We start from the raw sequence: 24694 nt of genomic DNA on the forward strand, positions 1-24694 counted from the left end.
ATTTCAGGCATGGCAGAGGCAGTAATCACAGCTCGAAATTTGCGACAGAGGTTCGGGCGCGGTGATGCCCAGGTGCAGGCGCTCGATGACGTGTCGGTGGCCCTACCACGCGGGAAGTGGACCTCGATCATGGGGCCCTCCGGCTCCGGTAAGACCACCTTGCTGCACACCCTTGCGGGTCTGTCCACGCCAACGAGTGGCAGTGTGGTCCTGGCGTCGACAGGCAAGCACACCGATCTGACAAAGCTCAGCGAGAATAAGCGGGCGGCGTTGCGACGCACCAAGATCGGTCTGATCTTCCAGGATTTCAACCTCGTTCCCGTCCTCAACGTGCAGGACAACATCAAGCTGCCAGTTCGCCTAGCTCATCGCAAGATAGATAAGGCCTTCTATAAAGAGATCACTGATCGCCTCGGCCTCCAAGGACGCCTCAAGCATTTGCCGCATGAGCTGTCTGGCGGTCAGCGTCAGCGCGTCGCCATCGCCCGGGCTTTGCTCGCCCGCCCCGACATCATTTTCGCGGACGAACCTACCGGCAACCTGGACTCGGAGGCCGGCGACAACGTGCTCACTATGTTCCGCCAGCTTGTCGACGACTATGGCCAAACCCTCGCGGTGGTCACCCACGATCCTGCCGCCGCCGAACGCGGTGACTATCTGATTCAAATGCGGGACGGGAAGGTGGTCTCCGCGTGATCCGCCTGGCAATTGCTCAACTGCGACGTCGTGGTTGGCGGTATCTTTCACTGTTCTTCGCTGTTTTCGCCGCTGTGGCGTTGACGGTAGGAACTGCCGCGATCGTGGAGTCACTGCAAGCCACCGTCAACGGGATGTTTGATAAGCCCTACAAAGGCGTGAACACCGTCGCACAAGTCCGCTCTTCGGATAAAGCAGCAGTTGATGAGGCTCTTGCACAGATCCCGGGCGAGTATGCCTTTGACCAGCAGTTCTCTGTTTCTGTGAAGCAGGAAGGCTCGTTGTACCAGTCCACCTATGTTCGCAGCATCGCCGATGGCTCCTTACAGTGGCGGGATATCGTGGAGGGGCGGCTTCCCGTCGGTCCTGGTGAGATTGCAGTGGTGGACAATACGGCGCTCGGCAGTACGCTCCAGCTCAAAACCCCGGGGTCAGATGAGCTCAAGACGGTGACCGTAGTGGGACGGACCGAACAGTCCGCGCAAGAGCAATTGGGCGGGGCAACGGCGCTTTTTGTGGATGCTACTGTGGCACGAAACTGGGCGGGTAACTCAGTTAGCGGGGAGCTGCGTGCCGCAGAGGCTACGACGCAGCAGCTTAAGACGCTGCCGAAAGCAGTGGTGTCAGAGGTCGCGGACGCCCAGGCGCATACTGCGCAGCTGGCGGGCAAATACCTGTCTGGTCGGGACCAGTACTTTCTGCTGCTTACGGCGTTCATGATCATTGTTGCGGTGGTGGCAATGCTGGTAATCTTCTCCAGCTACTCCGTGATTGCAGCAGAGCGTCAACGTGAGTACGCCTTGCTACGGGCGGTAGGCGCCTCGGCCACTCAGTTGCAGAGTTCCGCAATGGTGGAGTCCCTAATACTTGGCGTTGTGGCCGGCGCGGCGGGTATCCCGGCGGGTCTGTGGGCCGCGGGTTGGGCGGGTGTGAACGCCGAGAAGATTGGGGTGAAGGTTCCCCTGGTGGATGTGAGCCTGGCCCCGACCTGGTTGGCGGCGATTTTCGTTGTTGCCTTGGTGGTGTGTGTGGTCTCCGCGGTGCCGGCGGCACGCGGTTCAGCGCGTAGGCCCCTCGTGGATTCGCTTACGGCCAGCGCACCGAAGCAGTCGATCCTGGGCGTGCTGGTGGCGCCCCTGCTCGGCTGCGGGCTTTTGGGCGCGGGCGGCTGGGGGCTCACCAGGGTCTCCGGCTATGCCGGGCGGCGGGCGCTGGTCCTCGCGATCGGTTCTTCCGGCCTGATCGTCCTCGGTACGGCACTGGTACTGGCTGTGGTGCTCCCGTGGCTGATCTTCCAACTATCGCGCTTGTTTGCCTTTGCGCCGACCCTACACCTGGGCATGGCGTTCGTGGGTCGGCAGAGGCTGCGGGCCGGCTCCCTCGTTGCGATAGTGCTCGCCGGCACTGCCCTCGTGGCAGCTGTCTTGAATGGGCAGCAGCAGATCGAGGGTTACTTGCTCGGTAAAGCCACTAACAAGGGTGCGGTGGACGTAATGGTCCGAGCCATGGATGGGACTGCCGAGCAGCCGCTTATCGACGCGCTTGAGGCTACTCCAGGAGTCGTAAGCGCCCTCTCTCCGGTAGCGCTACCTGTCAGTGCAGGCGGTGCTAGTGACAATGTGCTAGCCCTATCTGCAACAGAGGGTGCCTCGGTGCTGCGTGGCCCAGTCACGGGTGCGGGACCCGGTGAACTCGTCCTCGGGGCGAACTCCCCGCTGCGCAACACACTAAGCGACGGCCAACGGACACAGATCACGATTCGTGGGCAAACCCACGATCTAAGCGTCCGTTATTCCAGCGGACTAGAGAGTTTCGTCGATCCAGTGGTGACCCCGGAAGTGCCAGCAATAGTGCGTCCAGGAGTAGATACTCGATTGCCTAACCCAGCAGTGCTGATTCGGGTTACTGGTAGTCATGCCCAGCCTGCCGACTCTCCGGTCGTCAGTGAGCTGCGTACTGCAGCTGCAAACGCAGGGGAAGAAGTGACATTTCAGGAAGCCTTCTCAGCTCGACAGGATATTGCGGCGATGGCCGCGCGAGTATTAACACTTTCTACTCTCATGAGCGTTGCTGCAATGCTCATCGCTGGAGTTGGTGCATTGAATACTGTAACTCTAGCAATCCGTGAACGTGCGAAAGACCAAACATTGCTAAGGGCAATTGGATACGGTGTGCTCCGGAAATGGATAACTCAAGCGGTCGAAGTGATAGCCGTTGTAATTCCGGCCCTGTTCGTTGGGTGGGCTTGTGGTAGTGCACTGGGGTTGCAAATTGCGGATGTCTTAACTCACCAATGATTCGATAACTAGAGCTACAACTGCAATTTGAATGATAATTTTCCGAGATCGTAGATTCGCAACATGCCTAGAGTTGGGCAGGGGGTACGTGTCCAGGTTGAAGGGGCCTAATCTAAATTCCAACCGTATCTAAACTAGATCAAGTGGTAATGTCGTTATTTGTAGAAGTGTGACTGAGCTATTGCCAATTCTAAATCTGTGTCGCATTTGTTATTGAGAAACACTCTGAAGGTAAGGACGGCTATGGTCGCGATGAAAGTATCGGATTCGAAAATTGCAGTGATTGGCCTAGGCTACGTTGGCCTGCCACTGGCAGTTGAATTTGGAAAGAAACTGCCAGTAATTGGCTATGATATTAACTTGGCTCGCATCGAAGAGCTCAAGAACGGTGTCGACCGTACTTTGGAAACAACCGCGGATGAGTTGGAATCGGCAACGGAGTTGAGTTTTACTGCTGATTCTGAGGATCTGCGTGAGGCCAATGTGTACATCGTTACTACTCCGACCCCGATCGATGAGTACAAGAAGCCGGATCTTTCGATTATCCTCGCCGCAACGAGGACTTTGGCCTCTACCATCAACCGTGGCGACATTGTCATTTATGAATCAACGGTGTATCCCGGTGTTACTGAAGAAGAATGCGTACCGCTGATCGAAGAGGTTAGTGGGCTGAAGTTCAACAAAGACTTTTATGCTGGATACAGCCCTGAGCGCATCAATCCTGGTGACAAGACTCATCGACTGCCAAGCATTGTGAAGGTAACTTCTGGTTCGACGCCTGAAATCGCAGACTTCGTCGATGAGCTGTATCGTACGATCATTACGGCTGGAACGCATAAAGCACCAAGCATCAAAGTCGCTGAAGCCGCCAAGGTTATCGAAAACACTCAGCGTGATGTCAACATTGCGCTTATAAATGAACTCGCTGTCCTCTTTAACAAGATGGACATTGATACCCAAGCTGTGCTGGATGCTGCGGGAACTAAATGGAACTTCCTTCCATTCCGTCCGGGGCTTGTAGGCGGGCACTGCATTGGCGTTGATCCCTACTACCTGACGCACAAAGCGCAAGCGATGGGACACAATCCTGAAATCATCCTCGCTGGACGTAGGCTCAATGATTCAATGGGACAGTACATTGCAAGCCAGCTCATCAAAGCAATGATGAAGCATTCCGCTAAGGTTGAAAATGCAAAGGTACTGCTCCTTGGTTTGACCTTTAAGGAAAACACTCCTGATATTCGAAACACCCGCGTTGTAGACATCGTTGCCGAGCTTGAAGATTATGGGATTGAAGTAGACGTTTACGATCCTTGGGCTGACGCGGAAGAAGTTCAGCACGAATATGGTATTCAGCTAATTCAATCGTTGAAGCCAGGGCACTATGATGCTGTGATTCTTGCAGTTGCGCATAAAGAGTTTGCAGAGATGGGCGCAGAAGAGATTCGTGCGCTCGGAAACGAACAAGCGCTCATCTATGACCTAAAGCATGTTCTACCAAAGGATGCCTCGGACTTGCGACTGTAAACTAGTATTTCGCATCTACCAAACAACGCGTAAGGAACGAACTTGAAAATCTTAGTCACTGGTGGCGCTGGCTTCATTGGGTCAAATCTTGTGAAGCAACTTCAGCGAGATGGAGTCGACCAGGTTGCTGTAATTGATGATTTCTCGACCGGATTCCGGGAAAATTTGAAAGATCTTGATGTCGAACTCTTTGAAGGCTCGATTCTGGATCGAGACCTCCTAGGCGAGGCTGCTGCAGGTGCTCATGCAATCGTTCACCTTGCCGCAAGGCCATCTGTGCCACGTTCCATTCAAGATCCGGTGGCTTCGCACCACGCAAACGCCACCGGAACGCTTTACGTGCTCGAAGCGGCCCGAAAGGAAAACGCGCACGTCACATTGGCATCGTCTTCTTCTGTGTATGGCGCAAATAAGGTGCTTCCAAAGTCTGAAGACCTTAGGCCGATGCCAATTAGCCCGTATGCAGTGAGCAAGTTGGCTACCGAGACCTACGCACTCGCATATAGCGAAGTATATGACCTTCCTGTTCTACCGTTCCGCTTTTTTAACGTTTATGGTCCTGGACAGGCTGCAGGTCACGCTTATGCAGCCGTTGTACCTGCGTTTGTTGATGCAGCACTGCGTGGAGAACCACTTCCGATTAATGGCGACGGGTTGCAGACACGAGACTTTACATTCGTAGAAACGGTCACCCAAACTATTTCAAAGGCAGCCAGGGAGCGTATTCGCTCAAAGGATGCTGTGAATTTGGCTTTCGGAACGCGGTACACTCTACTTGACGTAATTGAGATTATGGAGAGCGAACTAGGGCAGCAGCTACCTAGAGAGTTCAGAGATCCACGTGCTGGTGATGTTCGGGATTCGCAAGCTGATAATGCGGCTTTAATGAAGCTATTCCCCGAAATCGAACCAGTGGGTCTCGAGCAAGGTATCGCGAAGACGATCGAATGGTTTAAAATGCTTTCCCGGTAGCTGACTGACAAAACAATACAAGCAACAGCTAGCGTTCAATGGAGAACATAGATGATGTTTGTATTGTCTTTATCAAGACGGAACTCCTTTCGTTTAAAAGTGGTTGGACCGATGAAATAACTAAAATTACCCGCGTTGGAGAAAACGGCCTCGACAAGAAAAGGTAACATTGTAAGTGCGAACCGCCAGAATTTTCCAGATTGGAATTATTGCCGGCGGTTCTGCCGTGTACTCGCTAGCTCAGTGGTTGATGCTGCTACTTTTTGCTAGAGAAACTTCAATGACCGAAATGGGAGCATATTCTTATGCGATGTCCGTTTCGGCTCCGTTTTTCATCTTTTCTGCTTTGTCACTCAGACAGGTTTATGTTTCTGATCCGCAACGAGGTTCAAACTGGAGAAAGTATCTTAAGTTAAGAATTGTCTCCACAATTGTCGCTTTGATTGTTACGTGCCTCTTTGCTTTAATGAATCAAACTTTCAACGGAATCTTTTTGTTTGTGTCGCTTATTAAGTCTGTCGACCTAATTGGTGATATTTGGTTAGCACCAGCGCAGTCCGCCGGAAGAACAAGAGCTTTGGGGCTTTATCAGTTCATAAATGGCACGGTTTCGCTTTCACTTTTTAGTCTGGGCATCTTTTTTGGAATGCCCGCGACTTACGCTTTGGCGATGTCACTATTGGGTTCGATCGTAGCTACATCTTTTTCGCTAATAGTAGGTCGGAAATCAATTAAAGACCCTAGTAGTGCACCAGCGGAGAAAACAAAACCCAAGAATTCTGATATCGTGCGGTTGGCAGCAACTGCGGCTCCTTTGGGGATAGCGGGCTTCTTAAATTCAGCAACCGAGGCGGCACCAGGGTACTTTCTGGAGCGAACCGACGGCCTTGAAAGCGTCGGTATTTTTAGTGCGATGGTGTACCTTCTACTTGTGGGAAACACGGTAGTGAGTGCGATAGTCCAGTTCGAGCTCCCGCGTTCGGTCGCGCATTTTCAAAAGAACGGGCGGGCTGCAATGTTGAAGCGAACAAGAGGTCTTTCTTTTAAGATGGCCGGTCTTGGGCTCATCGCAGTTTTGCTAACTCTAGCAATCGGCGAAACAGTAATGCAGTTGCTATACGGACCTGAATATCGTAATCGAATAGTCTTGGTTCTACTGGCGATCTCTTGGGCTGTTGGTGCTATCTCTTGGATGTGGGATTTGGCATTGGTCGTACAGAGATCATTCAATGTCCAGCTGATAGCTTCCATAGTTGGCCTGTCATTCTCGGCAGGAGCTTCAGTGTTGTTAATTGGGCCATATGGCTTACTTGGTGCAGGTATCTCAGCGCTGGTCGCGCGAATAGCTGTGGCTATCGTAAGGTTGATAGGACTTATTATTGAAACTGGCCATAGGCCCAAGCATCGGCTATCACGAAATCGTATGGCGTGGAAGTAAGTCTAGATGCCTACTGGTCACTGAATACAGCGTGAGTGACAAATCCACACATCGATGCGAGCAACGGGGTCATAGAAACTGGCTATTGAGTTTGGTGAATAGTCCGCGAGTGTTAGGTCTCAATCACTAGCGAAGACGAAAAGAAGTGGGATAAGTTAAGTTATCCATTATGTACCTAGATAAGAATTGAATCGCTTAAAACCTGACTAAATGGCAGATGCAGCTGACAGTGGCCTTTGTTGGTGACAATCTTTTTGAGCCCTTCGCAAAAAAAGAAGGCGTTGATCTTAATCAGTAGTAGTACGCGGTGGATTATTGGCGGGAGTGCGAAGGCATTCCGGGCTTCAATGGTCCAGAATGCAGTTTCGATTTTCTCTGGTCCACGTGGCCTCCGTATTCTGGATCGGGTTGTTAGTTTCTCTGGATGACATCCGTGATCCACGCCATTATTTTCCCTCTTGGTCGGATGCCGAACGGTATAAATGATTGCTTGAGTCATCTGACTCAGTGGTAGTCGAAATGTACCCCAGTTTCCGGCCGGTTTGCTAAGCACTACGTTCGGGTCTGACATGGGCAGCCTCTTGCTGCCCATGTCAGCCATACGGAAGCGTTTCCTAGTGCGTGGAGATTTCAGCGAGGTGATGCATTCGATCATCGTTGTGTCCACTGCAGCACTGTGGGGAGCTTTGGCGCTATCGCTGGCACATTCGAGAACTTGACAAATAGACAGGCGCGGGGCCAAGTACTCCCCGCGAGCAACTGCATTTTCCAACACCCGGAAAGTTTGTGACGTTCAGACTAAGTCAAACACTGGTGGACAATTTTCAGCTGAAAAACTACGCGGATTTGACAAGTTTTAACAACTCCTTTTGCCACGAATCAATATTCGGTTGCAGACTTTCTCCAGAAAAAAGGCGTGAATTGGTTAAACAGTCTCTTGCTGCTTTTTCTTGGAGCTCTTGGCTACTCAACAGTTTTCCGATGACTTGAGCAAGAAGTTTCGCATTTGCCTTTGGTACAAGTAGGTAATCTGGCAAAAGCTCGGGAATACCTCCAGCATCACTTCCAACGCATGCCACACCGACTGACATAGCCTCGAGGAGAGCACGCGGCAAGCCTTCGGTAATTGAGGGCATGGCGAAGACGTGAGCACTCTTCATTAGACCAGAAACCGCATTCCAGCCCTCCAAGAAATCAATAAACTCTACCGAATCCTGAACGCCTAGCTGCGTTGCGAGAGCTTCGAGTTCGGGTCGGCATGATCCTTTCCCAACGAGAACTAAGTGGGATTCAGGGTAGTCCTTTATGATTTTGGCTAGCGCCTTAATCAAATAGTCATGTCCCTTGTACATTCTTTCTTGTGTGCCGATTGCCACAATTCTTCCAGCAACATACTCGGGCGGATTTGGCACTTTGGTGACTGGAGTTACCGCTGCATCGGTAAACCAAAACTGTGCCTTAGGGTCATAAGCTGGGTACTTTTCTTGCAAATAACTGCGCGTTGGGTATCGCACGGCATCTGCTTGTGAAACTGTCCATTGAGTGATCAGTTTTGAAAGCTTACGAAGTATGGAACCAGCTATGGAATCTGGCGATTCGGTAATTGAATCCTCGACATCACCCACGCAGTGTACCGCTAAAGGGGTATTAGTGGCTTTGGCCGCTATCGCACCAACTGTGCCAACGAGGCCAGGACATTTGACAACTACGAGATCGGAGGATTTGGCTACTTTTACAGCCTTAACTACAAGCTTCGGAATTTGAAAAATAGCTTGCTTGATTCCGACGTAGTAAGGAAGACCGACGACTTCTCCATCAACGCGGTGGGAAGAAGTAGACGCGGTTGGCGCTCCTAGTCGTGCGCATAGAACTGAAGTTAGTCCTTCAGGGCCGAGGGACGTCCATTGTGCGCCTGCTAGGCGTCGATTTGATGAAAAAACCTCGCCAGAAAAAGACGCTTGAAGCCGATCCTCGACAAAAATTGCAATCCTATCCATCAACTAAGCTCGCTTCTGCTTGGTGATTACATCGATTACGCGTGTTACGCAACTACTTTGGTCGAACTCGTCCAGCATTAATTTCCGCGAATTAACGCCAAATTGAACAAGCTCACCGGCTTGCCAAGACTTGTAAGCTTCTTCCAGTTTGGTTGCCAAAGAATGGGAATCTCCCCGTGGGAATACCCAACCACCGTTGGGTGCAAGCGCCTCTGGGAGTGCTCCGGCATCTGAGACGATTGAGGGTACTGCCATCGAAGAGGCTTCGAGCAACGCGCCGTGGTTCTCTGACAGGGACGGGCTCATACTCAGATCAGCGCAGCGATAAATGGTTCGGACGTCGTCTACACTATCGATCCAAGTGATTGAGTCACTTACTCCCAACTGTTCTGCTTGTGCGATTAGTTGCTGACGATGCAGTTCTCCTTCTCCGTCAAACCCTGAACCAACAAACACCATACGGGCATCTGACTTGTCGGCTACAAAGAGTCTCCAAGCTTCCAATGCTGTCTCATGCCCCTTAATGCCTACGCCTGGAAATACTAACGACTTGGGGGCGTAAACGTAGGCAACCATGATAGTTACAAAATCCGTTGCAGAAATATCGAATTCTTCTCGAGAGTCTGACCGCTCAATGCTTTCCGGATCAAACTTGACCGTATCCACACCATAAGGGATAGATACTAGGCGTTCTTTTGGCATGCCAATTTCAATGTACTTGTCTCGCGTGTAATCGCTTCCAGCGATTATTGTGCTATCGAGTCGACAAAGGAATCTCTCTACGAAACGAATTAGTTTGTTTTCAAGATAGAGTGGCCCGGCCACCATATGCACCTTGCGTATTGATCTATTTCCAAATGTGGCTATTCTAACTGCCAGCGCTGATGCATAAAGATGGTAAAAAACCAATTTAGCTTTAGATCTCTTAATCATCTGGTGTAGTTGCCATAAACCTGCAAAGGTGGACTTAGAGGCGCGAAAAGTGAAGTCATAATCGATGGGAGTTACTTGTAGCCCTGACTCGATCGAGCTCAACTTCTCGAGACTACGGGCGAGTCGGCCTGGGCCCTGTGGGATGATTGCTTGAACGGTGTAGTTGCGCCGAAGGGCCTCCTTGATTTGAGGGAGGATCCACATGCCGCCCTCATTTGTTTTTAGGACGAACACAATGCTATTTCCGAAAGTGTGTTGCGATCGTGGGGACGTACGGGTTCTTTTAAGCATCTTGCCCTTCTTTTGTGTCGACGCAAGGTATGTGAACGGTACAAGTCTAGTATCCCTCAAGACATTGAAGTAAGCATATTTGCCTATAGAGTGCTGCATGATTGAGGAGTCATAGGCTTAGTTCCTACGTATTCGAACTTGGGAGAACTATTCCTGGGGCTTGATCAAATTGTCAACAAATACGTATTGGGACCAGCCGGTCGTTAAGACAACGTCCTGAGCTCAGACGCAAGCTGGGGGAAGGATGTCTACCAGAGTGTCCACAAGATACGCCTCCAGAAATATTCACGTAACGCTGAGTTCCTGTGCAAGTCGGCACAAGCATCCTAGATCTATGTCGCTTGTTCCTTAATAGCAGGAAGCATGTAACCCCTCGGGTCTAGGCGGTGCGAAAGCTTCGTGGGAACGAGCTGCAACCAAAGTACACATGAATTCGTCGTTCACGCCGCTGGAGTGAAAAGTTTTGATAACGAAAAGTCTCTTGTTATTTTTCTAGCTCGTTGCAGGTATATGGATCGATACTGCGTTAGTCGCAGCGTGGATAGATGGAGCAAGCGAGATATCTGGTTGTTTACTTGAACTGGCTCTGATTCCCTTAGCCCTAAATTTCGCAGCGGGGGTACTCCCTTTGCTTTCGAGCAGAACGCCGGTTATCCAAAGGTCAGGCCTCCAGCCTCTGGGTTAGTACATGTTGGCAGCCCTGCGGAACCTGCTCTACACCAATTCTAATACGAGCGTTTGAGTGGTTGCTCTGGTCTAGTGCGATATATACTAGTTAAGTTGCACGGAGTGTCTAATTTTGGTGAAGTTTATTAGGCTGTCGTATAGATTTTGGCAGTTCCTGGCTCGCTAAACGAACAATCGCATGTTGGTTTCGCCGCAGGGCGGATGACAGGTTGACTTCGAAACGAGCATTTGACGTGAGTTAATTAAAGGTAAGAGGATTCCGAAGCATGGAAATACGCGACTATGTGTCGATCATTAGAAAAAACTGGGTGCTGATTGTAGTTGCATCCGTTCTTGGTTTAGTGGCGGGGGCTGCTTACTCGGCAATTGTGACTCCTGAGTATCAGTCACGTACCCAGCTATATGTTTCGGTGCGTTCTGAAGCTGGCACAACCGGAGACCTGGTGCAAGGTGCGAACTATTCAAGGCAAGTAGTAAATAGCTATGTAGATGTTATCGGTTCCAGTGTTGTGCTACAGCCAGTAATTGATGAGCTCGGGCTAGAAATGAGCGCGAGCACGCTGGCTAAACAGGTGACAGCAGTTTCGCCGAATCAGACTGCATTGATTGACATAACTGCATCGAGTCAATCAGCTGACGAATCAGCCGCTATTGCGAACGCGGTTGGTGAGAGCTTCAAGCGAGTGGTCTACGATCAATTGGAGCCAAGCTCAGCCGTGGGGCAAAACCCCGTAAATATTACGACAATCCAGTTGGCAGAAGCGCCTGCTGCGCCAGTGAGTCCGAAGATAGCCTTAAATGTATTGCTAGGGCTGCTAGTAGGCCTAGCTTTGGGGCTCGGGTTAGCTGTTTTGCGAAGCATACTAGATACTCGGATTCACTCTCTTCGAGACGTCGAGGAAGTTACAGACAAGCCACTCCTCGGAGGGGTAATTGATGATCCGAATGCATCCAAAAACCCTCTTACTCTACAGACAAAACCATATAGCCCTCGGGCAGAGTCGTTCCGAGCCTTGCGAACTAACTTGCAGTTCGTTAATTACGGAGATGATTTTCCCTTGTTTGTTATGACCTCGGCTAATCCGGGTGAAGGAAAATCTACGACTTCGGCTAATTTGTCACTAGCTTTGGCGGAAACCGGAGCGAAAGTGGCATTGGTTGAAGCTGACTTACGACTACCGATGGTGCACAAATTCTTAAGTGTTGAGGGGGGCGCCGGCCTAACCGATGTCCTCATCGGCAAAGCAGATTTAACAGATGTTCTGCAGCGATGGGGGCGAACGAGTTTGTACTTTTTACCTGCAGGAAAAATTCCGCCAAATCCGAGCGAACTACTGGGATCTGAAGCGATGTCTGATGTTCTCGAATCGCTTTGCCGTGAGTTTGACTACGTTGTAGTCGATGCCCCGCCAGTTCTCGCGGTGACTGATGCTGCGGTCATCGGGCATGGAAAATCTAAGGTCTTAGTGGCTGTTGCCTCTGGTGCTACTAAGAAACCTGAGTTGAAAGCAGCGCTTTCAGTGTTGGAAACTGCGGGTTGCATGGTTGCAGGAATTATTGTAAATATGTTGCCTGCCAAAGGCGCTGGCAGTTATGGGTACGGAAATTATGGCTACGGTGACGGCATCAAAAGTCTAAAAGATCTGGACGAGAGCAATGTCTGACCAATTTAGAATACTTACCATCTGTACAGGTAATGTTTGCCGTTCCCCACTGGCAAAATTACTTTTGCAAAAACACCTCGCAGAATTCAGTTTCATAAAGGTTGACTCTGCAGGTGTTGCGGCGATGCGAAGTCATCCAATGCCACCAAATTCCTTGATGATCGCGGAGCAATTGAATCTCGATGGAAGTGAGCTGCATCGGGCGCGACAGTTGTCAGATGAAGATCTAGCAAATGCTGACTTGATTTTAGCGATGGATCGTACGCATAGACGGTCAGTTGTTGAACAAAGTCCCAGATCGGCTAGGCGCGTTTTTACGGTTCGAGAACTGGCTAGATTAGTTGAGGTCGCAAAGTTTGAAGATTTTAAAGAGGAGATAGGTAATAGAGACCTGTGCGACGCTGAACTATTACGCACAGCTATTGGTGTAGCGCAGTTTGGACGTAGTGAGTTGTCTCCGTTTGACCATCCAGAAGATGAAGATGTTATCGACCCAATTGGCGGGCCGGAAGGAAAATTCATTCAGAGCGCCGAGCAGCTTGTGCCTGCAATCGACGCTATCTCGCGTTATTTTAAGGCTACGCTGAAACAATTCGGTGGTGAAACAATATACAGAGATTGAGGCAACTTGCGGGTCCTTGGCCTTGGCATCGCTGAAAATAACTGAAGCTACCAGCCCATCGTCTGTATTGAAAACGAAGTTGTTTAACACTATATTTCAAACTTTAGACGCCAAAAACGTCTGATCCATTTTATTGGAGGTATTAAATGTCGTCCAACGGTTCTGTGTCGAAATCAAAATATCCAACCGGAAAACTGTTTTATGCGCTAGATTCTATTTGTTGGATTGTTGCTCTATTTTCCGCCATCGTATTAAGGTACGACTTTGATCTGTCGGAGCCTAATTGGCCTGCCTTTGGGTGGTTTTCTCTCGGGGCTGTTGCACTTCAATTAGTATTCGGAATCATTTTCCGCATATATCGAAAAGGCCTACGTTCTCAAGTTGGCAGTTTTGAGGATGCATTAAGCGTTTCGATTGTAGTAGGTCTCACTGGTTTGGTGTTGTGGATCGCTACCCTTGTAACTTTTGTAAATCTCCACTTTTCTCGAGGCGTTATGGTGATTGCTACGGCAATTGCCCTATTGTTCATCCTGGCCGTACGTTATGTTGCGCGGTTGAGGATCGAGAGTCAGCTTAGGCCTGCCTCTGATTCTGCGAGAGCGGTAGTCTTGGGCGGTGGGTACATCGGTACGAATCTGATTCAGTGGATGATGAATGACCCAAAGTCTCCTTTTATGCCTGTCGGTATCATAGATGATGATCCAGACCTAGCTTCTCGAAAGATCCGTGGAGTTCCAGTAAAAGGAAAATTCAGCGATATTGAGCAAGTGATCAAGGAGACTGAAGCTGAGCTACTAATTGTAGCCATTGGTGACGCTGATTCGTCTCTATTGCGTAAGGTACAAGATGTTGCTACGGCCAATAATCTATCGGTGAAAGTGATGCCTCCGATTGGCCAAGTCGTCGCTAAGGGCGTGCGTGGAAATGATTTGAGAGATCTTTCAATTGAAGATTTGCTCGGACGGCAGCCGGTGGAAACTAATGTCGGTGAAATTGCGGGGTACTTAAAAGGCAAAAGAGTACTGGTAACTGGCGCGGGTGGATCCATCGGCGCTCAGCTGTGCGTCGAAATCGCAAAGTACAGTCCATCTGAATTGATAATGCTGGATCGTGATGAGACTGGATTGCAACAAGTCCTAATTAATGTATCTGGTAATGGTCTCCTAGACACTGACGCGGTTGTTCTAGGTGATATCCGTGAACCAGAAACAATGAAGGAGCTTTTTATAGCTCGTCGACCACAAGTTGTTTTTCATGCCGCCGCACTAAAGCACCTACCGATGTTGGAACGTTATCCAGACGAAGGTTGGAAAACCAATGTGCTCGGTACTCGAAATGTCTTGGCTGCCGCTGCAGCTGTCGATGTTGAAACCTTCGTAAATATCTCAACAGACAAAGCAGCTAATCCCACCAGTGTTCTCGGGCATTCTAAGCGGGTCGCAGAAAAGCTGACCGCGTGGTTTGGCCTTCAAACTGGTAAGACTTATTTGTCAGTAAGATTTGGAAATGTGATTGGTAGCCGAGGCTCTATGCTTCCAACATTTATGCGCCTTATTCAAGAAGACAAGCCGCTAACTGTCACGCACCCCGATGCCACTCGCTTTTTCATGACAATTCCTGAGGCTTGCCAGTTAGTCCTGCAAGCGGGTGGAATCGGAAAGACTGGCGAGGTTCTGATTCTAGATATGGGTGAGCCGGTCAACATTTTGGAAATCGCACAGCGAATGATCAAGATGTCCGGGAAGGACGTAGATATTGTGTTCACTGGCCTGCGAGAAGGCGAAAAACTGCACGAGGAACTAGTAGGTTTGGGTGAAGTTGAAACGCGTCCGTATCACTCCAAGATTTCCCATGCTCAAGCAACCGTACTAGATCCTACTAACCTGAACTATGACGAATTCATGGATCGTTCAGGAAAGTCGTCAAATCACTCTGAGGAGAACAAATGATTCAGCAGCAGATTTATCTGTCTTCACCGGACGTTGGAAAGTTGGAGGAGGAGGCAATTGTTCGAGCTTTTCATTCTGGCTGGATTGCGCCTCTCGGACCAGAGGTAGATGCGTTCGAAGCGGAACTCGCTGAATATTGCGGCAGAGACTATGCTGTTGCACTTTCTTCTGGAACAGCAGCATTGCATCTGGGTCTAATTGCGCTCGGAGTAGGACCAGGGGATATAGTATTAACCTCAACCATGACGTTTGCAGCAACAACTAATGCAATCGTCTATACGGGGGCTGAGCCTGTATTGGTTGATTGTGACGCTGCCGGTAACATGGATCCATTGTTGCTCGAAGATGCTTTCAAGACTCTTGAATCTGAAGGCAAATCTGTTAAAGCTGTTGTCCCAGTAGATTTGCTTGGAAAAGTTGCAGATCAAGAGGCGATCGAACGAATCGCAACGCAGTATGGCGCTGTCGTGCTGTCAGATGCAGCGGAATCACTAGGGGCTACTAGAAACGGAAAGCCTTCTGCTTCTTTTGGTCTTGCTGCGGGGGTTTCTTTCAACGGCAATAAGATTATGACCACTTCTGGTGGCGGCGCATTGTTAACTGATGACGAAGAAATTGCTAAGCGCGTGCGACACTTGGCTACTCAAGCTCGTCAGCCCGTAGTGCACTATGAGCATACTGAAGTTGGATACAACTACCGCATGTCTAACATTCTTGCGGCCTTGGGACGTGCACAGCTGAGTCGTCTCGACTCGATGATGGAACGTCGTCGGCAGATGAGAATTTTCTACCGAGATCTTTTTTCAAATGTCGAAGGCGTCGAGATTTTCGGAGAGCCATCGGGCGCCGACGGAGGAAAGACTGTCGATAACTTCTGGCTAACTTCGATCTTAGTCGATCCGACTAAGTGTTCTTTTACCACAGAACAGCTACGAATCGCACTGGGACAGAAGCAAATTGAGTCTCGACCGCTTTGGAAGCCCATGCATCTTCAACCTGTATTCGCTGAAAAGCGTAGTTTTGTTAATGGTACTAGTGAGCAGCTTTTTCTCACTGGATTGTCGTTGCCGAGCGGTTCAGTATTGGATGAACCACAGCGCGAGGCTATCGGAGATGCAATTCGGGAATTCCTGAGAGAGCATGATGAAAGTCTCACGTAATACGTATGATGCATTTAAGCGTGCATTCGACCTCGCGTTCAGCGGGGTTGGCCTAATATTGACAGCTCCAGTTCAGTTGTTGGTTGCTTTATTAGTTTTAACAACTAGTGGGCGGCCGATACTTTTCCGTCAAGAGCGCCCTGGCAAGAATGGCAAGATATTTGAGATGGTGAAGTTTAGGACCATGCTTCCACTGACGGCAGAACGAGCTACCGATGAACTGCGGCTAACGCGAACAGGAAAGCTAATTCGGGCAAGCAGTCTCGACGAACTCCCAACATTATGGAACGTCTTTAAAGGCGACATGAGTCTGGTGGGGCCACGTCCTTTGCTGGTCGAGTATCTTCCGCTCTATACGTCAGAGCAGTCTCGAAGGCACGAAGTGCGACCTGGAATTACGGGACTAGCTCAGACGAGCGGACGGAACTCGTTAACTTGGCAGGAGCGGTTTCAATATGATGTTGAGTATGTGGATAATCGCAGCTTCGTTTTGGATCTAAAGATCCTTTGGGGCACTCTCAAAACAGTTCTCGCACGTGAGGGAATCTCACATGATGGACACGCTACAATGCCACGGTTTGGAGAACAGGATTCTCATGAATAGTTCCCAACAAGATCCGATAGATGTGGTCGTGGTGGGTGCCTCCGGCTTCGGTAGAGAGTGTCTAGACGTGCTTGATGCTATGGCATTGCACGGACATCACGTGGAGGTTGTTGGGGTAATTGATGATGCTCCCTCGGAGGAGAACCTTTCGCGGCTAAACGCTAGGAACGTTCGATACCTTGGAAAGGTCGAGCACTGGATACGGAATGCTCCTAGAGAAGTTCAGTTTGTAATAGGAATCGGAAACCCTTCAGTCAGGGCGCGGCTTGCGCAGATCTTCGAATCCTTCGGTCATATTCCGTTTACTGCCATACATCCTTCGGCCGTACTCGGAAAGAACACTGAGCCGATGGCCGGAACCGTGATTTGTGCCAACGCTACGGTTTCGACAAATGTCCAATTTGGACGGTATGTTCATGTGAATCCAAGTGCAACAATTGGACATGATTCGATCCTTCATGACTTTGTTTCAATCAATCCGGCCGCAGTGATCTCTGGCGATGTAGAAGTTGGAGCACGAACACTAGTGGGGGCATCGGCGACAATTCTGCAGGGGCTCAAGGTTGGTGAGAATTCTTTAGTAGGTGCGTGCGCATGTGTCACGAAAGATTTTGAAGACAGCGTCGTAGTCAAGGGCATTCCGGCCAGGTCATCTTAGGATTTAACTGGCATGGGCAAATGCTAAATGGCGCCAAATTTCTGTAGCGTTCAGCAGCTACTCGGATAAACGCGTTTCTACTCCACTAAGGGGTGACAAATAGATAAATTTTAGAACTGGGTTCTTCGAAAATTGGAGGCAATTTCGATGTTTTTGTTTTGGGCTAGTGTGTCAAGTATAGCTTTGATCATCTTGAACCTCCTATTGCGGCATTCGGGTCCCAGTTCGCTAGCCTTTGTTGCTATTTATTACATCTATTTTTCCTTTGGGCCAGCAATATCGTATTTCACAGGCGGAACAATTTATCGCGGTACAATCGTCAGCTTGATCCCCGAGGCGACATTAGGTTTTGCCCTTGCCCTTGGCGGACTGTGGGTAGCAGATCGGTTGTACTTAATCCTCAAAGGCCTGTCGAAAAATAGTAGCGAAGCGCCGGAGAGATTTGAGCTATCCTGGTCATCGTGGACCTATAATGTGTTTCTTATAATTGGTGGTCTATACGGTCTTCTTTTTGCTGCAATTGTTGTATTGCGCGGAGGTGCAGGAAACAAGCTCGCTGCAATCGGCGATGCTGGCTCTTTCCACTATCAATACCTTCTTTTGATGTCTTTGTGCCTCTGTTGGACGGTTGTGTATTGGCGTAACTCTTCTAAAAGTCGCTTGTTGGTTGTTTTTGCCTGGTTTTCATTTGGAGCTTATGGCATGGTTACGGCTGAACGTGATTTTATCCTGATCTTGTTCGCTATCGGCATTCATTTGGTCGTTCGTAATCGTTCTCGAAAATTTGTTTTCGAATTCATCGCTATGGGGCTAATTTCTGCGATTGTCGGCACACTTATTTTCGTAACACGCGCTGGTGAAAAATTATCATTTGATGCTCTCTTAAATCAAGGTTCTACCCTCTTCATCGATACATATATTTATGATTGGATCGCCTCTGGAAGTTGGTATCCACGAAATTCCTGGTGGTCGGCTCTTACTCGGCAGCTTCCAACTCCAGAAGGATCGCTGGCAGACTGGTTCGTAGTGCTTTTTACAGGTAGTTCCTATTCAAAGTCGGGATATGGATTTTCTGTGACCGCGGAAGCATTTATGATAGCCGGCTACTTTGGCATATTTTTCTTCTTTTTCCTTTTTGGCATGTGTCATCTTTGGTTGCTATCAAAAGCGGAGAGATCGGGGTTATGGCTCGGCATATCTGTTGCCTTTTTGTACATTTTAATGTATTCAATCAGAGGTGAATTGTATTCGATGATCTCTGCCTGCATGACGATTTGCGTAATTGCTTTGATATTTCGCATGGGGCAGGCGCGAACAACTGAATTAAAGAGCCCGGTCTGAGTTGCTAGGAGTTTGGCGCCGACAATTCTGTAGGGCTGTTTCATTTGTGCGTGATTCTGTATCAGTGGTCCTACTTAGTGCATCATAGACAGTGGGGCGCGAGGATTGTAGGTTCCTATCGGCTTGTAGCTTACTTCGCAGTAGGTCAAGTCGCCGGTTATCACTTTGCCTGGCCTGTTCGATGTTGCTGAAATAGTAAGGACGTGGGCGTTTCTGCTCACTCTGGTCTAACGGACTTAGTCGTCTGTATCCGGTGACTATGGTTTGTGGATGATTCCTTCTATCATTCGCCATTTCCTAATGGCCAGATCCTGTCTGGCAGAAGTGAAGGTTTGGGGATTGTTACTACTTGCTGTGCCGCTCAACATAGATTCTTTCGTTTGTGTGTGGACTTAGTAAGGCGGTCAAATATGTCAGTGCCACTACGGCCTTAGATCAGTCTTGCGCTGGCCCTATGCAGTTGATGATCAAGCTTAAAGTAAGGACGCTCGGAAATAGCAGCGATGCGGGGCATAAGAGGTGCTAGTGCAATCACGTAACTATCAGCGCTGCTGGCCCTCGCGTTCTTTGAGAGGGCTTGGCCCTGGGCTCGATTTAAGACAGGTTCTTGAGGCATTTTGATAAGTTCGAAATCCGTGCTCAGAATTTACGCGCTGGCAGGCAGGCGCACTGGATTTGGCAAATGGCCACGTTCGTTCGGAGTTAACTGTGGCAATTCAGTTCTGCGCCGTCTCTTGACTATTCATATAGATCTGCTCGATGAAAAGTTTGGCTTCCAAGTTTTGTTTAAATCTGGGCAGGGCCAAGTTTCTCAGAGCTGAACAGCATGCTATGTCTTTTCCAAGTGCAGAAGAATTCTTCGGTCATTGCCTTACAACTCAACAACAGTCAGGCGCTTACATAGGCCTTTAGAAACCATTTGAATGGTTGATTAATCGTTAGATCTAGCAATTGTAAGCAAAGCCGTTTTTCAATCGACGACAAGATAGAAATAAAAAAGTGGACCCGCAAGGGGCCCACGAAATTTTAGCCAAGCGGCTAGACATCAATTAGATGATGATGCCCTCGTGCTTGAGCCAGTTGAAGCCTGCGAGCACAGCGCCACCGATGACGCCGCCAGCGAGGGTGTACAGGCCAACATTCCAGAACTTCATCCATGCAGGAGCGTCGGAGTCGAGCTCTTCGCCGAAGCCGTCCTGGCCGTTGGATGGCTGATCGCCATTGAGCCAGATGCCCCACTCGGAAGAGGTGGTGGAGAGCTCAGCCTCTTGGACTGGCTCAGCAGTCGCAACTGCGGTGCCGGACAGGGTCAGTGCAACAGCAGCTACAGATGCAACTGCAGCGTTCTTAAACTTACGCATTTTGTTTTCCTTTCAACCCGACTGGGTTGGGTTAGAGAGAAGGGTTGATTACCACTTAGGAAGTGGGAGGATGTTGTTGTAAGCCAGGAAGTTGTATGCAGGAGCGATCAGCATGGAGAAGACTGCTGCGCCGATGCCAGCGTAGGTGAGGGCACGCATGTTGCCAGCCCACTCAGGAAGATCTTCGGAGTCCTTGTTGGAAGAGCCCCAAATGTCGGTGCCGACGGCGTCCTGGTCAGCTTCCCACTGGTCGCCAACCTCAGAGGAGATGCCAGCGTTTGCAACGGAGGTAGCGCCGAAGGTTAGTGCAACGGCGGTAGCGCCCGCGATGGTGACGTTTACGAACTTACGCATGAAGTGATCCTTCACAGTTTGTATGGATGTGAGTGCTTTTGCTTGCACCTTCGGCTGCGGTGGTCGCAACCTTCAGGAAGAATCTTATGACACATTCCGGTTAAAGTCTCCCCGCTGGGGTGGTTTTCTAGCGAGTGAAGCCCCTGTACAGGTATGCATTTGCCGGATTCTTAGGCATAACGAATTCATAAATATGAATAAAACTGTAGAGGAGCGAACAAAGTGCCTGTTAATTGGTTTCAACTGCGTTACACCTCCAGGGTGCATATTTTCACCCTTAAGGTTTGCTGAGAAAACTCTTTCCTAACGCCAAAGCCCCCATTACGGGGGTAATGGGGGCTTTGTAGGGGTCCGTTTCTAGCCGATTGCCCAGAGGACATCGCCCTTGTGGTCGCTCATGTAGCGACCCCATGGCTGCCAGGTGTGTAGTCCGTTGCCGAAGTGGCGATGGACATTAAGTCCCTGGTTGCGTGCTTTGGCGGTAAAGGAGTCGGTGGACATGTTGATCAGCGTCTCGCCATGGATTGAAATAGCATCTGGGCCAAGGGAGCCTGGGTAGGACTCGCCGGGGCCAGGGTGAGAGTTGCCGGACCATACGTGCACATCAACACCGCCGTCGCGAAGCTTACCTGCGTTAGCTACTGGATCTGCATGTAGGGCGCGGGCGCTGGCTTCGAGTGGGTTCCAGCTCCACCAATCCCAAATGAACGCGCCAGCGTTGATGAGCATGGCGACGCTGAAGCCTGCGATCATGCCTACGTGGGTAGCCATCGCCGGGTCAATGAAACCGGAAAGGGCATGCGCCTGACGGAACTGGTCTGGGTGGTGCGCTGCCAGGGTCAGTGCTGGGATCGCGCCCATGGAAACGCCTGCAATAGCATTGCGGTTTGGCGATACTCCGAAGTTTTGCTGCAAGTATCCTGGGAGCTCGTATGCGAGGAAGGATTCCCACATTGGACGCTGAGGGCCGGATGAGAGGCTGCTGGTAGCTGGTGCGGCCCAGTCGGAGTAGAACTCGCCTGCGCCGCCGGCCGGCATAACCAGAGTCACGTTTTCATCCGCATAGTTAGCGGGAACGGTGGAGTAGGAAGCCCAGTTGGAGTCACGCTTGCCAACCTGTGCGCCATCAAGGAGATAAAGGCCACCGTCGCCACCAGCGCTGGAAGCCTGGATGAAGACCAGCATATTGCGATTGTTGGCTGGGGACCACACTTCACAAGCCTGGATCCAGTTGCCTTGGGCCGCCCAAGAACAGCCTGGACGCAGCCAGTCACGGTTGGCAGCCTTTGCGGCTGGGGTAAAAGTGAACAGGAGCGTGATCGCGACAATGGTTGCGATGATAGCGCGCGTCCACACGTTACGTGTGTGACTGATGTGACTAGTGTGCATAGTGGTTAGATTATCCTATGTCCTGGGAATTGCAAGTGGAATTCATAGCTATTCCACCTAAGGTTTTCCACGCGAAACTTCGGCCGAGCTTTACAGTACCGTGATCAAGTTGAAATGGAAAGACATAGGGCCGGTCGGTAGGGGATTGTCAAAAGCGGTCCAGGTCTACTGCGGATAGACACATAAAAAATCCCACTGCGATGGCAGTGGGATTAACGCTTGTTTCGGCAGGTTTAGATGTGGATGCCGTACTTAGCTAGGAAGTCTGCAACGATCTGCTGAAGGTTTGGCAGGGTGACCCACTGGCCACCTGGGAGCTGCACATTGTAGGAAGGCATTCCTGGTGCTGCGAGATTGATAGCGCCAGCTGGAGCTGCCTGTGCTGGGGCGGGTGCTGGTGCACCACCGTTGTCGGCAGGTGCGGGAGCTGGAGCTGGTGCCTGCGGTGCTGGTGCGCCGCCGTTGTCAGCAGGAGCTGGTGCGGGAGCTTCTGGTGCTGGTGCCGGGGCCGGGGCAGGTGCGCCACCGCCCTTGAGTCCACAGCGGTTTGCAGCTTCGTCGATGCGGCCAAGGGCATCTTGAATCTGTGGGCCACGGGAGTCAACCATGGCAAGCATTTGTGCCTTGGCGACCTTGTCGTTGTAGTCAGCTTCGTTGGTCCAGTACTTGGTGGCCTGCTCGCAGGAAATCTGTCCTGCTGGCAGTGCTGCCAGGGCCTGGTCGACCTGGTCGGCGTGAGCTACTGCAGGAGCAGCTGCAATGCCGGTGGTCAGGGCAAAAGTAGCGAGGGCACGTCGAGATAAAGAAGTCATGGTGATCAATATTGCATACTTGACCAAAAATTGCCATGTCGACAACCTTCACGGTGGTCACTTTGGGAACGATGCTGGCGCTTTTTCGGGTGGTGATGTGTTGCCTCAGCCCTCAGCTCAGGGTGGAGGATAACGCGTCGAAATGCCAAGTAAAGAGCCGCTTTTTAAATAGGTAGACCGTATGGAATTGTCCGACGCTAATTCTTGGAAGGTTAACTTCCTATAACAATCCCGCTTCGGTGTCCTCTCGGCACGGTTCCACTTGTTAATCTCGCCCCAAGTATGTCCTGGATCACAAAGGGGCGGCGAGAACAGTGCGGAAAGGACACTAGTCATGACGATGGGGAGGAAGAACCGGACGTCGAAAAGCGGCGAGTCCCTGGGTGGCCGCCTGCTCAACGGCATTGAAGTGGTGGGCAACAAACTGCCGGAGCCCTTCACCCTCTTTCTTATCCTGTTCTTGACCACGGGTGTGCTGTCCACGATCATGGCAGTGATGGGACTGAAAGTGGCGGTGCCAGGCGCAGAAGAACTTCGCATCAAAGGCCTGTTTACCTCCGAAGGAATGGCGTGGTTCACCACCAACCTGGGCAAAAACTACATTGGCTTCCCGCCACTGCTAACGGTGCTGCCAATCTTACTGGCCGTCGGTGTTGCTGAACGCTCCGGAATGCTGAGCGCCTTGGTTCGTAAACTTTTTGCCTCCGCCAAGCGCTGGACGCTGCCGTATGCGGTGGGCATCGTCGGCGTTTCAGCCTCGGTGATGGCTGACTCTGCGTGGGTGGTTATTCCACCACTCGCGGCGATGGTATTCAAAGCGGCAGGTAGACACCCCGTCGCGGGCTTGCTGGGTGGCTTCGCCGCGGTAGGAGCCGGCTACTCCACCTCCTTCTTCCCAACTAGTCTTGATGCACTGTTCGCTGGCATCACCAATGCTGTGATGATCTCCATTCCGGATGCCGGGGCGACTGAGACGAACCCAATGTCCAACTTCTACTTCAACTTCGTCTCCGCCCTAATCCTGGGTCTGGTTTCCGGCTATATTACGGACAAAGTTCTAGAGCCTCGCATGGTCAAGCTGGGCGTACCAGCAGAAGAGACCGTAGATCCGGAGGAAGCTAAGACGCGCGGTGACCGCGACGAAAACGGTGAGGAACTCTCCCCACAGCTCAGCGCTACGGAAAATAAGGCACTGTGGTGGTCCCTGATCGCAGGTTTCGCGCTTACGGTGCTGGTGCTTGCATCGGTACTGGTACCGAGCTCGCCGTGGCGCAACGAGTCTGGCCAGTTCTTGCCCAAGTCCCCGCTGATGGACTCCATTGTCTTCCTGGTCTTCGCCTACTTTATGATCCTGGGTTTGGTGTATGGCTGGATCGTCGGGAATATTCGCAGCACCTCTGACATGGTGGAGATGATGGGCTATGCGATGAAGGACATGACCAGCTTCCTAGTCCTGGCCTTCATCCTCGGCCAGTTCGTGGCGCTATTTACCTGGACCGGCATCGGCACCTTCACTGCAGTCAAAGGCGCGGCGTTTCTAGAAAACATGCACCTCACCGGATTCGTGGCGATCCTCGCCTTCATCATCCTCGCCTCCTGCCTCAATCTGGTGATCATCTCCGGCTCTGCGATGTGGACGCTCATGGCAGCCGTCTTCGTTCCAATGTTTGCCCTGCTCGGCTACGAACCGGCCTTCATCCAGGCCGCCTTCCGCGTTGGCGATTCCGCGACCCAGGTAATGACGCCACTCAATCCGTACATGATTGTCGTGCTTGGACTGCTGCGCCGCTACGAACCGGAAGCAGGGCTCGGCACTTTGATGAGTCGCCTAGTGCCATTCGTGGTTCCGTTCTGGCTTTCCTGGGTACTCATCCTGTTTGTCTGGTACCTGACAGGCCTGCCACTTGGTCCGGGCGCGGACATCATGATCGCAAAGTAAAGG

19 protein-coding genes are annotated in these 24694 nt (G+C 50.9%); 13 read left to right on the forward strand and 6 right to left on the reverse strand.

Annotated features, from left to right (window positions below; genetic code table 11):
- The first annotated feature begins 9 nt into the window (after positions 1-9).
- From WG936_RS08535 to WG936_RS08555, 5 genes are all read left to right on the forward strand, one after another.
- Complete coding sequence (locus WG936_RS08535; protein WP_339565445.1) at positions 10-696, forward strand: ABC transporter ATP-binding protein; 687 nt, start codon at positions 10-12, stop codon at positions 694-696.
- The gene (locus WG936_RS08540; protein ID WP_339572664.1) at positions 693-2993 is read left to right on the forward strand and encodes an ABC transporter permease; all 2301 of its coding nucleotides are present in this window, start codon (positions 693-695) and stop codon (positions 2991-2993) included. Before WG936_RS08535 ends, WG936_RS08540 begins: the two co-directional genes overlap by 4 nt.
- 243 nt (positions 2994-3236) lie before the next feature.
- Positions 3237-4520, forward strand: coding sequence for a Vi polysaccharide biosynthesis UDP-N-acetylglucosamine C-6 dehydrogenase TviB (gene tviB / locus WG936_RS08545; protein WP_339572665.1), 1284 nt, complete (start codon positions 3237-3239; stop codon positions 4518-4520).
- 42 nt (positions 4521-4562) lie between these two features.
- A complete protein-coding gene (locus WG936_RS08550; RefSeq protein ID WP_339572666.1) occupies positions 4563-5492 on the forward strand; it encodes an NAD-dependent epimerase/dehydratase family protein in 930 nt (309 codons plus the stop codon).
- A 175-nt stretch (positions 5493-5667) separates the two neighbouring features.
- Positions 5668-6930, forward strand: coding sequence for a lipopolysaccharide biosynthesis protein (locus WG936_RS08555; protein ID WP_339572667.1), 1263 nt, complete (start codon positions 5668-5670; stop codon positions 6928-6930).
- Positions 6931-7766: 836 nt separating this feature from the next.
- On the opposite strand, the gene WG936_RS08560 is transcribed toward WG936_RS08555, so the two are convergent.
- The gene (locus WG936_RS08560; protein WP_339572668.1) at positions 7767-8927 is read right to left on the reverse strand and encodes a glycosyltransferase; all 1161 of its coding nucleotides are present in this window, start codon (positions 8925-8927) and stop codon (positions 7767-7769) included.
- Positions 8928-8930: 3 nt separating this feature from the next.
- On the reverse strand, positions 8931-10250 hold the full coding sequence (locus tag WG936_RS08565) for a glycosyltransferase (RefSeq protein WP_339572669.1): 1320 nt from the start codon (positions 10248-10250) through the stop codon (positions 8931-8933).
- Positions 10251-11104: 854 nt separating this feature from the next.
- Between WG936_RS08565 and WG936_RS08570 the strand changes: the two genes are divergently transcribed.
- From WG936_RS08570 to wzy, 7 genes are all read left to right on the forward strand, one after another.
- Positions 11105-12502, forward strand: a complete 1398-nt coding sequence (locus WG936_RS08570; protein WP_339572670.1) for a polysaccharide biosynthesis tyrosine autokinase — start codon at positions 11105-11107, stop codon at positions 12500-12502.
- Positions 12495-13124, forward strand: coding sequence for an arsenate reductase/protein-tyrosine-phosphatase family protein (locus WG936_RS08575; protein ID WP_339572671.1), 630 nt, complete (start codon positions 12495-12497; stop codon positions 13122-13124). Before WG936_RS08570 ends, WG936_RS08575 begins: the two co-directional genes overlap by 8 nt.
- A 146-nt stretch (positions 13125-13270) precedes the next feature.
- The gene (locus WG936_RS08580) at positions 13271-15073 is read left to right on the forward strand and encodes a polysaccharide biosynthesis protein (RefSeq protein ID WP_339572672.1); all 1803 of its coding nucleotides are present in this window, start codon (positions 13271-13273) and stop codon (positions 15071-15073) included.
- The gene (locus WG936_RS08585; RefSeq protein ID WP_339572673.1) at positions 15070-16233 is read left to right on the forward strand and encodes a DegT/DnrJ/EryC1/StrS family aminotransferase; all 1164 of its coding nucleotides are present in this window, start codon (positions 15070-15072) and stop codon (positions 16231-16233) included. The genes WG936_RS08580 and WG936_RS08585 overlap by 4 nt, the downstream gene beginning before the upstream one ends.
- Positions 16217-16837 carry a sugar transferase gene (locus WG936_RS08590; protein ID WP_339572726.1) on the forward strand — a complete coding sequence of 207 codons (621 nt, stop codon included), beginning with the start codon at positions 16217-16219 and terminating at the stop codon, positions 16835-16837. Before WG936_RS08585 ends, WG936_RS08590 begins: the two co-directional genes overlap by 17 nt.
- Entirely contained in the window at positions 16785-17495 is a 711-nt protein-coding gene (locus WG936_RS08595) for an acetyltransferase (RefSeq protein ID WP_339572674.1), read from the forward strand. Before WG936_RS08590 ends, WG936_RS08595 begins: the two co-directional genes overlap by 53 nt.
- A 324-nt stretch (positions 17496-17819) precedes the next feature.
- Positions 17820-18836 carry an O-antigen polysaccharide polymerase Wzy gene (wzy, locus tag WG936_RS08600; RefSeq protein ID WP_339572675.1) on the forward strand — a complete coding sequence of 339 codons (1017 nt, stop codon included), beginning with the start codon at positions 17820-17822 and terminating at the stop codon, positions 18834-18836.
- A 1049-nt stretch (positions 18837-19885) separates the two neighbouring features.
- Here wzy and WG936_RS08605 read toward each other — a convergent pair.
- The 4 genes from WG936_RS08605 to WG936_RS08620 form a co-directional block, all read right to left on the reverse strand.
- Entirely contained in the window at positions 19886-20197 is a 312-nt protein-coding gene (locus tag WG936_RS08605) for a hypothetical protein (protein ID WP_339572676.1), read from the reverse strand.
- Positions 20198-20245: 48 nt separating this feature from the next.
- Entirely contained in the window at positions 20246-20551 is a 306-nt protein-coding gene (locus WG936_RS08610; RefSeq protein WP_339564209.1) for a hypothetical protein, read from the reverse strand.
- 357 nt (positions 20552-20908) lie between these two features.
- Positions 20909-21907, reverse strand: coding sequence for an alpha/beta hydrolase (locus tag WG936_RS08615; protein WP_339572677.1), 999 nt, complete (start codon positions 21905-21907; stop codon positions 20909-20911).
- A 266-nt stretch (positions 21908-22173) separates the two neighbouring features.
- Positions 22174-22752, reverse strand: a complete 579-nt coding sequence (locus WG936_RS08620; protein WP_339564207.1) for a hypothetical protein — start codon at positions 22750-22752, stop codon at positions 22174-22176.
- Positions 22753-23086: 334 nt separating this feature from the next.
- On the opposite strand from WG936_RS08620, the gene WG936_RS08625 reads away from it, so the two are divergent.
- The gene (locus tag WG936_RS08625) at positions 23087-24691 is read left to right on the forward strand and encodes an AbgT family transporter (protein ID WP_339572678.1); all 1605 of its coding nucleotides are present in this window, start codon (positions 23087-23089) and stop codon (positions 24689-24691) included.
- Positions 24692-24694 lie beyond the last annotated feature (3 nt).

Source organism: Corynebacterium sp. H127, assembly GCF_037482665.1.
Classification (GTDB): Bacteria; Actinomycetota; Actinomycetes; order Mycobacteriales; family Mycobacteriaceae; genus Corynebacterium.

What these genes read in the sequence shown, in the direction of transcription:
- WG936_RS08535 (WP_339565445.1), top strand. Translation starts at nt 10, where the DNA reads ATGGCAGAGGCAGTAATCACAGCTCGAAATTTGCGACAGAGGTTCGGG.
- tviB (WP_339572665.1), top strand. Translation starts at nt 3,237, where the DNA reads ATGGTCGCGATGAAAGTATCGGATTCGAAAATTGCAGTGATTGGCCTA.
- WG936_RS08560 (WP_339572668.1), bottom strand. Translation starts at nt 8,927, where the DNA reads ATGGATAGGATTGCAATTTTTGTCGAGGATCGGCTTCAAGCGTCTTTT.
- WG936_RS08565 (WP_339572669.1), bottom strand. Translation starts at nt 10,250, where the DNA reads ATGCAGCACTCTATAGGCAAATATGCTTACTTCAATGTCTTGAGGGAT.
- WG936_RS08570 (WP_339572670.1), top strand. Translation starts at nt 11,105, where the DNA reads ATGGAAATACGCGACTATGTGTCGATCATTAGAAAAAACTGGGTGCTG.
- WG936_RS08575 (WP_339572671.1), top strand. Translation starts at nt 12,495, where the DNA reads ATGTCTGACCAATTTAGAATACTTACCATCTGTACAGGTAATGTTTGC.
- WG936_RS08580 (WP_339572672.1), top strand. Translation starts at nt 13,271, where the DNA reads ATGTCGTCCAACGGTTCTGTGTCGAAATCAAAATATCCAACCGGAAAA.
- WG936_RS08585 (WP_339572673.1), top strand. Translation starts at nt 15,070, where the DNA reads ATGATTCAGCAGCAGATTTATCTGTCTTCACCGGACGTTGGAAAGTTG.
- WG936_RS08590 (WP_339572726.1), top strand. Translation starts at nt 16,217, where the DNA reads ATGAAAGTCTCACGTAATACGTATGATGCATTTAAGCGTGCATTCGAC.
- WG936_RS08595 (WP_339572674.1), top strand. Translation starts at nt 16,785, where the DNA reads ATGATGGACACGCTACAATGCCACGGTTTGGAGAACAGGATTCTCATG.
- WG936_RS08605 (WP_339572676.1), bottom strand. Translation starts at nt 20,197, where the DNA reads ATGCGTAAGTTTAAGAACGCTGCAGTTGCATCTGTAGCTGCTGTTGCA.
- WG936_RS08610 (WP_339564209.1), bottom strand. Translation starts at nt 20,551, where the DNA reads ATGCGTAAGTTCGTAAACGTCACCATCGCGGGCGCTACCGCCGTTGCA.
- WG936_RS08620 (WP_339564207.1), bottom strand. Translation starts at nt 22,752, where the DNA reads ATGACTTCTTTATCTCGACGTGCCCTCGCTACTTTTGCCCTGACCACC.
- WG936_RS08625 (WP_339572678.1), top strand. Translation starts at nt 23,087, where the DNA reads ATGACGATGGGGAGGAAGAACCGGACGTCGAAAAGCGGCGAGTCCCTG.